Source organism: Sphingomonas sp. (genome assembly GCF_019242355.1).
In the GTDB taxonomy this organism is placed as follows: Bacteria; Pseudomonadota; Alphaproteobacteria; order Sphingomonadales; family Sphingomonadaceae; genus Sphingomicrobium.
The window spans coordinates 1-7,566 of sequence record NZ_JAFAVR010000214.1; the positions used below are offsets into that span (position 1 = coordinate 1).

7 protein-coding genes are annotated in these 7,566 nt (G+C 67.3%); 2 read left to right on the forward strand and 5 right to left on the reverse strand.

All coding sequences use genetic code 11. The features are described from left to right. The coding region (locus JOZ79_RS10570; RefSeq protein ID WP_294073920.1) for a hydantoinase/oxoprolinase N-terminal domain-containing protein at positions 1-616 on the reverse strand (616 nt) is incomplete at its 3' end. Positions 617-771: 155 nt separating this feature from the next. Between JOZ79_RS10570 and JOZ79_RS10575 the strand changes: the two genes are divergently transcribed. Next, positions 772-1,425 (forward strand): class I SAM-dependent methyltransferase, encoded by a 654-nt coding sequence (locus tag JOZ79_RS10575; RefSeq protein WP_294073922.1) that lies wholly within the window; start codon positions 772-774, stop codon positions 1,423-1,425. Between the two features lie 141 nt (positions 1,426-1,566). Here JOZ79_RS10575 and JOZ79_RS10580 read toward each other — a convergent pair whose 3' ends face one another. From JOZ79_RS10580 to JOZ79_RS10595, 4 genes are all read right to left on the reverse strand, one after another. Further along, the gene (locus tag JOZ79_RS10580) at positions 1,567-2,412 is read right to left on the reverse strand and encodes a transporter substrate-binding domain-containing protein (RefSeq protein WP_294073924.1); all 846 of its coding nucleotides are present in this window, start codon (positions 2,410-2,412) and stop codon (positions 1,567-1,569) included. An 11-nt stretch (positions 2,413-2,423) separates the two neighbouring features. Continuing rightward, positions 2,424-3,854 carry a M20 family metallopeptidase gene (locus JOZ79_RS10585; protein ID WP_294073926.1) on the reverse strand — a complete coding sequence of 477 codons (1,431 nt, stop codon included), beginning with the start codon at positions 3,852-3,854 and terminating at the stop codon, positions 2,424-2,426. Positions 3,855-3,957: 103 nt separating this feature from the next. After that, positions 3,958-5,604 carry a chaperonin GroEL gene (groL, locus tag JOZ79_RS10590; protein WP_294073928.1) on the reverse strand — a complete coding sequence of 549 codons (1,647 nt, stop codon included), beginning with the start codon at positions 5,602-5,604 and terminating at the stop codon, positions 3,958-3,960. A 120-nt stretch (positions 5,605-5,724) separates the two neighbouring features. Continuing rightward, the gene (locus JOZ79_RS10595) at positions 5,725-6,711 is read right to left on the reverse strand and encodes a Dyp-type peroxidase (RefSeq protein ID WP_294073929.1); all 987 of its coding nucleotides are present in this window, start codon (positions 6,709-6,711) and stop codon (positions 5,725-5,727) included. A 224-nt stretch (positions 6,712-6,935) separates the two neighbouring features. Between JOZ79_RS10595 and JOZ79_RS10600 the strand changes: the two genes are divergently transcribed. After that, entirely contained in the window at positions 6,936-7,256 is a 321-nt protein-coding gene (locus JOZ79_RS10600; protein WP_294073931.1) for a nucleotidyltransferase domain-containing protein, read from the forward strand. Positions 7,257-7,566 lie beyond the last annotated feature (310 nt).

The window sequence follows — 7,566 nt, forward strand, 5'->3', positions numbered from 1 at the left end:
TGCGCTCGTATTCGCGGATCTCCGGGCTGACCTCGGAGGAGATGGAGACAGGCAGGTCCGGCATGGCCGCCAGAATCGCGTCCCGCAGCGCCCGCTCATGCGCGCCGTTGACGTTGGCATGCAGCAGGCAGATCGCCACCGTCTCGGCCTTGCGGACAGCATCGATGGCGGCCCCAATAGCCTCCGGCGTCAGCGCGCGCTCGACGGAGCCGTCCGCCCGCAGCCGCTCCGCCACCTCGACCCGGCGCTCACGCGGGATCAGAGCTTCCTCCCGCTTCGGCTTGAGCGCGTAGATATCGCGCCGCGCATGGCGGCCGATCTCGAGCACGTCGCGGAACCCGGCGGTGGTCAGCAGCACGCCGCGCGCCAGCTTGCGCTCCAGCACGGCGTTGGTCGCAATCGTGGTCCCGTGCAGCAGGTAGCCGATCGCGTCCAGCCCGAAGCCGAACCGCGCGGCCGCTTGGTCGATCCCGGCCATCAGGCCGACCGAGGGGTCCTCTGGCGTGGTCGGCGTCTTCAGGCTGTGCCGCGCGCCGGTGCGCGCATCCAGGATCTGCAGGTCGGTGAACGTGCCGCCGATGTCGATCCCGATGCGGATAGGCCGAGTTCCGCTCACCGCTGCCTCCCTGCGCCCATGCATGCCGGCGAAGCGCCGGATCGTGGCATAGCACGAGGCATTGTCGAAGCAGGGGCTGGAACCTAAGCATCATTCGGCAGAGCGCCGGGGTGCGGCGCCGATGAACTGCGGCGATTGCAAGCGGAGATTGATCGATGAGCTTATGGGAAAGCTTCCAAGGCAATACGGGGCGGACGATCCACAAGTGGAAGCATTATTTCCCGGCCTACGAGCGGCACTTTGCGCGCTTCGTCAACCAGCCGATCACGTTCTTGGAGATCGGCGTCGGCCAGGGCGGGTCGCTGCAGATGTGGAAGCGGTATTTCGGCCCGCATGCCCGCATCGTGGGGATCGACATCCAGCCGGGATGCAAGGCGTTCGAAGAGGATCAGATCGAGATCAGGATCGGGTCGCAAGGCGATCCGCAGTTCTTGGCGGCCTTGGTCGCCGAGTTCGGGCCCTTCGACGTGATCCTGGATGACGGAAGCCATCGCATGGACGACGTCAACGCCTCGTTCGCCTTCCTTTATCCGCGCATGGGCAAGGCGGGCGTCTATATGGTGGAGGATCTGCATACGGCATACGACGCCGGCCACGGCGGCGGGCTGCGGCGCGAGGGGTCGTTCATCGAAACCTGCAAACGGCTGATCGACGAGCTGAACGCCGATTGGATCAACCCGGCCGAGTTGCCCGGGACCGACTTCACCCGCAACACGCTATCGATGCACTTCTATGACAGCATCGCCGTCTTCGAGCGGGGCGCCGTCGGCAAGAAGTTCGCGCCGATGATCCCGCCGCCCAGCTCGTAGGGCGGCGCTTTCTGCTCCCTCTCCCGCTTGCGGGAGAGGGTAGGGGTGAGGGTGGCTTTGGGCCGGAGAATGGCAAGTTGCGGCGTGCTGCCCCACCCTCACCCAGCCCTCTCCCGCCAGCGGGAGAGGGTTCCTGATCGATTATTCCGCCGGCAGCGACGGAGTGAGGTCGAGCTTGCTCCATTTGGTGGAGATCGCGCGGATCGTGCCGTCTTCGGCGGCCTCGCGGATTGCCTTGTTGAACAGCGCCTGCAGCTCCGGCTCGCCCTTGCGCAGGCCGATGGCGACGTCCGTGGCCAGCATGGCGCCCTTCATCAGCGGGCCGGTCATCTGCAGGTCCTCGTTGCCGGGCTTGTCGCGCATCGTCGTCATGTAGACGCCGCTGTCGAAGGCGGCGTCGATGCGGCCGGCCCGAAGGTCCAGGTCGCGCTCGGGGGAGCTTTTGTAGGTGCGCACCGTCACGTCGTCGCCGAAATAGGCGCGGATCAACTGCTCCTGGCTGGTCGCGTTGACGACGCCGATCGCCTTGCCCTGCAGACGCTGGTGCAGATCGGCCATGACCGGGTCGGAAGCCGCGTGGTCGTTGAGGTTGAGCCGCTCGCCGGTCATCGGGAACGGGGCGAGCGGACCGTCCCTCAGGATCGCGAAGCTGGCGACGCCGCTCGCATAGGGGTAGGTGAAATCGACCACCTTGCGGCGCGCCTCGTTGACCCCGAGCGTCATGGCGAGGTCGAACTTGCCGGCGTTCAGGCTGGGGATGATGCTGGCCCAGTCGTTCTGCAGCAGCTCGCATTGGACATGGGCGCGGCGGCAGAGGTCGTTAATCATGTCCACGTCGAGACCGTAGAGCTTCCCGTCCGGCCCGATGGCGTTCCAGGGCGGGAACGCCCCCTCGATCCCCACCTTGACCGTGGTCCAGTCCTTGGCGGAGGCAGGCCCGGCGAGGGCCAGCAGCAGGGCGGCGGCAAGCGTGAAGAGCCGAACCATCGGAGCGCCTTTCAGTGCGCGGCCATGTCGAGCGGCGGCTCGACTTCGTCGGTGATCGGGTTCTGGAACGGGTGTGCGGCGCGGAATTTCTCGAACTCCGCCTTGGCCGCCCGCAGCAGCGCCGGGTCGGCGAGCACGTCGGTCGCCGTGGCGGCCATCGCCTTGGCGGCCAGGGCCAGGCCCTTATGCGCGGCGGGCGAGCGCCCTTGCGCCACGAGCTGCCACGAATGGCCCGGCGTGCCCACGGCGTAGCAGGCCACCCGGCACTGTACCGTCGGCACCACCCAGCTCACCGTCCCCACATCGGTCGAGCCGACGAACAGGTCGGCCACGTAGTCGAGCGGGTAGATGTCCTCGCTCAGGACCTCGCCGTCCCTCGGCACGAGACCGAAGCGGCCGTAGGAGGCGCGGATGTCGTCTTGCGAGAAGGTCTTCTGGATCTCGCCGGCGAACGCGCGGTCCGCGTCGTCGAAGCCGGGCCCTCCCAGGCGCTGGAGGTTGGCGTACATCGCCTCCTCGAGCGGGCGGTTGCCGACCAGATTGGCGTCGCCGGAGAGCTGCTTGGCCACCACCTTGGTCTCGGTCATCAGCGCCGCGCCGTCGGCGATGGCGCGGACCCGGCGGACGAGGTCCCACATCTCGCCGAGCGTCCGGGCGCGGATCAACTGCCGCACGGTCGCTTTGGCCTGCACCACGTTGGGCGCGATGCCGCCGGCGTCGATGATGGCGTAGTGCACCCGCGCCGAGGACGGCATGTGCTCGCGCATGTAGTTGACGCCGATGTTCATCAGCTCGACGGCGTCGAGCGCGCTGCGGCCGAGATGGGGTGCGGCGGCGGCGTGGGCGGCGCGGCCGTGGAAGGTGAACTCGAATTCCACGCAGGCGAGCGAGATCGGCTTGTTGACGCCGGTGAAGGCGGCGGGATGCCAGCAGATCGCCACGTCCACGTCGTCGAAGGCGCCGGCCCGGACCATGAAGCCCTTGGCCGAGCCGCCCTCTTCCGCCGGGCAGCCATAGTAGCGGACCCGGCCGGGGACGCCATGCGCCGCGAGCCACTCCTTGACCGAAGCGGCGGCGAGCAGCGAGGCCGAGCCGAGCATGTTGTGCCCGCAGCCATGGCCGTAGCCGCCTTGCTGGAGCGCCTGCTCGGTCGCGACCCCGGCCGCTTGGCTGAGGCCGGGCAGCGCGTCGTACTCGCCGAGGATGGCGACCACCGGGCCGCCTTCGCCGGCTTCGCCGATCAGCGCCGTGGGCAGCCCGGCGACGCCGGCGGTGACCCGGAAGCCTTCGCGCTCCAGCATGCTGCGATGCTCGGCGGCGGCGTAGAACTCCTGATAGTTGAGTTCCGGGTGGTCCCAGATGCGGTCGCTGAGCTCGAAGAACACCGGCGCCTTGCCGTCGGCCACGCGCCAGATGTCCTCGGTATTGGCAAGATCGGCCATCGCTTTTCCTCTTTCCCTCTTGTCGTAGGGTGGGCGTCAGCCCACCAACACCGCCCCCCTGTGTTGGTGGGCTGACGCCCACCCTACGACCGGGTGCTGGCGATCAGAAGTCCATGCCGCCCATGCCTGGGCCGGCGCCGGGCCCGGCGGCCGGGTCGGGCTTCTCCGGGCGGGGTGCGACCATGGCCTCGGTCATGATCAGCAGCCCGGCGACGGACGCCGCGTCCTGCAGGGCGGTGCGGACCACCTTGGTCGGGTCGATGATGCCGGCGGCCACCAGGTCCTTGAACTCGAGCGTCTGGGCGTCGAAGCCGAACTGGTAATCCTGGTTGTCGAGCACCTTGCCGGCCACCACGGCGCCGTCCTCGCCGGCGTTCTCGGCCAGCTGGCGCAGCGGCGCTTGCACGGCGCGGCGCACGATGTCGATGCCGTAGCGCTGGTCGTTGTTCTCCGCCTTGGCCTCGATCTCCTGCAGCCGCCGTCCCGCGCGGGCCAGGGCCACGCCGCCGCCGGGCACGATGCCCTCCTCGACGGCCGCGCGCGTCGCGTGCAGCGCGTCTTCGACCCGGTCCTTGCGCTCCTTCACCTCGACCTCGGTCGAGCCGCCGACGCGGATCACGGCGACGCCGCCCGCGAGCTTGGCCAGACGCTCCTGCAGCTTCTCGCGATCGTAGTCCGAGGTGGTCTCCTCGATCTGCGCGCGGATCTGGCCGCAGCGGCCCTTGATGTCGTCCTGCGCGCCGGCGCCCTCGACGATGGTGGTGTTCTCTTTTTCCACCACGACCCGCTTGGCATGGCCGAGCATCTGCAGCGTGACGTTCTGGAGCTTGATGCCGAGGTCCTCGGAGATGACCTGGCCGCCGGTGAGCACGGCGATGTCTTCCAGCATCGCCTTGCGGCGGTCGCCGAAGCCCGGCGCCTTGACGGCGGCGATCTTGAGCCCGCCGCGCAGCTTGTTGACGACCAGGGTCGCCAGCGCCTCGCCCTCGACGTCCTCGGCGACGATCAGCAGCGGCCGGCCGCTCTGCACCACGGTCTCGAGCACCGGCAGCAAAGCCTGCAGGCCGCCGAGCTTCTTCTCATGGATCAGGATATAGGGGTCCTCGAGCTCGGCGATCATCTTCTCGGCGTTGGTGACGAAGTAGGGCGAGATATAGCCACGGTCGAACTGCATGCCCTCGACCACGTCGAGCTCGGTCTGCATGCCCTTGGCCTCCTCGACGGTGATCACACCCTCGTTGCCGACCTTCTGCATCGCTTCCGAGATCATCTGGCCGATCTCGGTCTCGCCGTTGGCGGAGATCGTGCCGACCTGGGCGGTCTCGGTCGGGGTGCCGATCTTCTTGCTCCGGGCTTTCAGCTCCTCCACCACGACCTTGACCGCCTGGTCGACGCCGCGCTTGAGGTCCATCGGGTTGAGCCCGGCGGCGACGCCCTTGGCGCCCTCGCGCACGATCGCCTGCGCCAGCACGGCGGCCGTGGTGGTGCCGTCGCCGGCCACGTCGTTGGTTTTGGTCGCGACCTCGCGCAGCATCTGCGCGCCCATGTTCTCGAACTTGTCAGCGAGCTCGACTTCCTTGGCGACCGCGAGCCCGTCCTTGGTGATCCGCGGGGCGCCGAAGCTACGCTCGATCACCACGTTGCGGCCTTTGGGGCCGAGGGTGACCTTCACCGCCTCGGCCAGGATGTCCACCCCCCGCAGCATGCGCGCGCGGGCGTCCGCGGCAAATTTCACATCCTTGGCTGGCATCGTGTCCTCCTCGTCGATTGTCGCTGGCCGGCATTTTCCGACGTTTCGCGGCTCGGCGAAAGGGAGGGCGGTTTCGTGCCAAACCCGCCGGCTCGGGCGCCGCTCTCTCCAGAGGCGGACTCAGTCAGCCGTCGAGCGATCGTCGGTCACACGTTGTGCGATCGCTTGAAGGGCGGGGCGCGTCGGCGCGAAGAAGGTCGTGCCCGTGTGGGGTGTCGAGAAATCGAGCAATCGGTCGTAGGCGCCCGGCGGCTCCCCAACATACATGCGCTGAAGCATTTTCTCGATTACCCAAAGATATCGCGAATAGCCGATGAAATAGGTCCCGAATTCCCGATGACCAACCCGTCCGAACGGCATGTTGTCGCGAAGGATATCATGCTCGACCCCATCAGCGCCCACGATGGTGGCCAGGGATTTGTGCGATTTGCGCGGCGCCTTGTCGTCATCGAGTTCGATGTTGTCGATTTTCGTCCGGCCGATGATCTGCTCCTGCATGGGCGTCGGTACGCGCGCCCATGCATCGAGATCGTGGAGATACTTCTGCACGACGACATAGCTGCCGCCGGCGAACGCGCCATCCTCATCGCCGACCAGCGCCGAGGCTGGCAGGTCGGGCCCGGTCGGATTGGCCGTGCCGTCGACGAAGCCGAGCAGGTCGCGCGCATCGAAGTATCGGAAGCCGGAGACTTCATCGACGACCGACACAGCCGAGCCGAGGCTGGCGAGCAGGATCCGCTCGAACTCGAAGCATAGGTCAGGGCGCTCGGCGCGGATGTGAAACAGCAGGTCGCCCGGCGTCGCAGGAGCCGTGTGCGCCTTGCCCGTGATCGGCGCGAAGGGTTTCAGCTCCCGCGGACGGCGGCCGGGAGAAAGCCGGTTCCAGAGATCGCTGCCGACGCCGGCGATGCAGGAGAGCCGTCCCGAAAGATCACGGAATCCGACCGTCTTGACGAGATCGTCGAGCCCGCCGAGCACGGAGCAGGCCGTGGCGAGAGCGGCTTGTCCATCGGCGACCTCAACCACGAGAAAGATGGCGGCTTGCGACAGGGGGGCATCGATCCGCTGCGCATCGATCGGCACCCTCTCCCAACTGTTCCCTGACACCCCGAACCTCCTCGCCCAGCCGGTCACAAGCGCAGCGGTACTGAGCCGATCCGAGCAACATCGGCCGGTGCCCGGCGCGCTCGCTGACGTCCCGCCCAACGCGCCACGGCGGACGGCCCTGCGCTGGCCGGCATTTTCCGACGTTTCGCCGCCCGGCGAAAGTAAGGTGTTTCGAGCCAAATCGGTCGTCGTTGGCGGCCGGTCGCCCTGTGCTACGATGTTGCATGGAGAAGCCGCAAGACGACCCTGTGTTGACGCGCTTTCGCGCGACGGTGGCGGAAATCTACGGCGACCGTCTTGAGCGCATGGTGTTGTTCGGTTCGCGTGCTCGAGGCGAGGCAAAGCCCGATTCCGACTATGACATCGCCGTGTTTTTGCGCGAAATGCCCGACCGCGCAGCCGAGCTGACCCGGATCGCCGACCTCGAAACCGAGATCCTGTTCGACACGGGCGCGGTCATCAATGCGCTTCCCTTCCCAGCAGGAGCTTACCGCGAGGGCACCGGCTTCATGAGCGAATTGCGAAGGGACGGGCTCGACCTGTGAGGCCGGAGAGCGCGGACTACCTTGCCAAAGCGCGCGAGTGCCTGGACGCCGCGAGAGCGATCATCGCTATTCCGTTGCCGCAGGTGGCAGCGAAAGAGGCCTACGATGCAAGAGGCGCAGGAAGTGATGGATATCGCGCAGAGCTTCGTCGACAGCATGGTCGCAGTACTTCAGCCGCCGCCGAAGTCCGTATAGTAAATCTAAGCCAAAGCTTGACCGCCTGATCCAAGCGGCTCAGTCCCAAGATCCGCTCAGCTAGGACATTGCCCGCCGGTTGACAGATTGCGGGCATATGCGCATATCCAGCCCA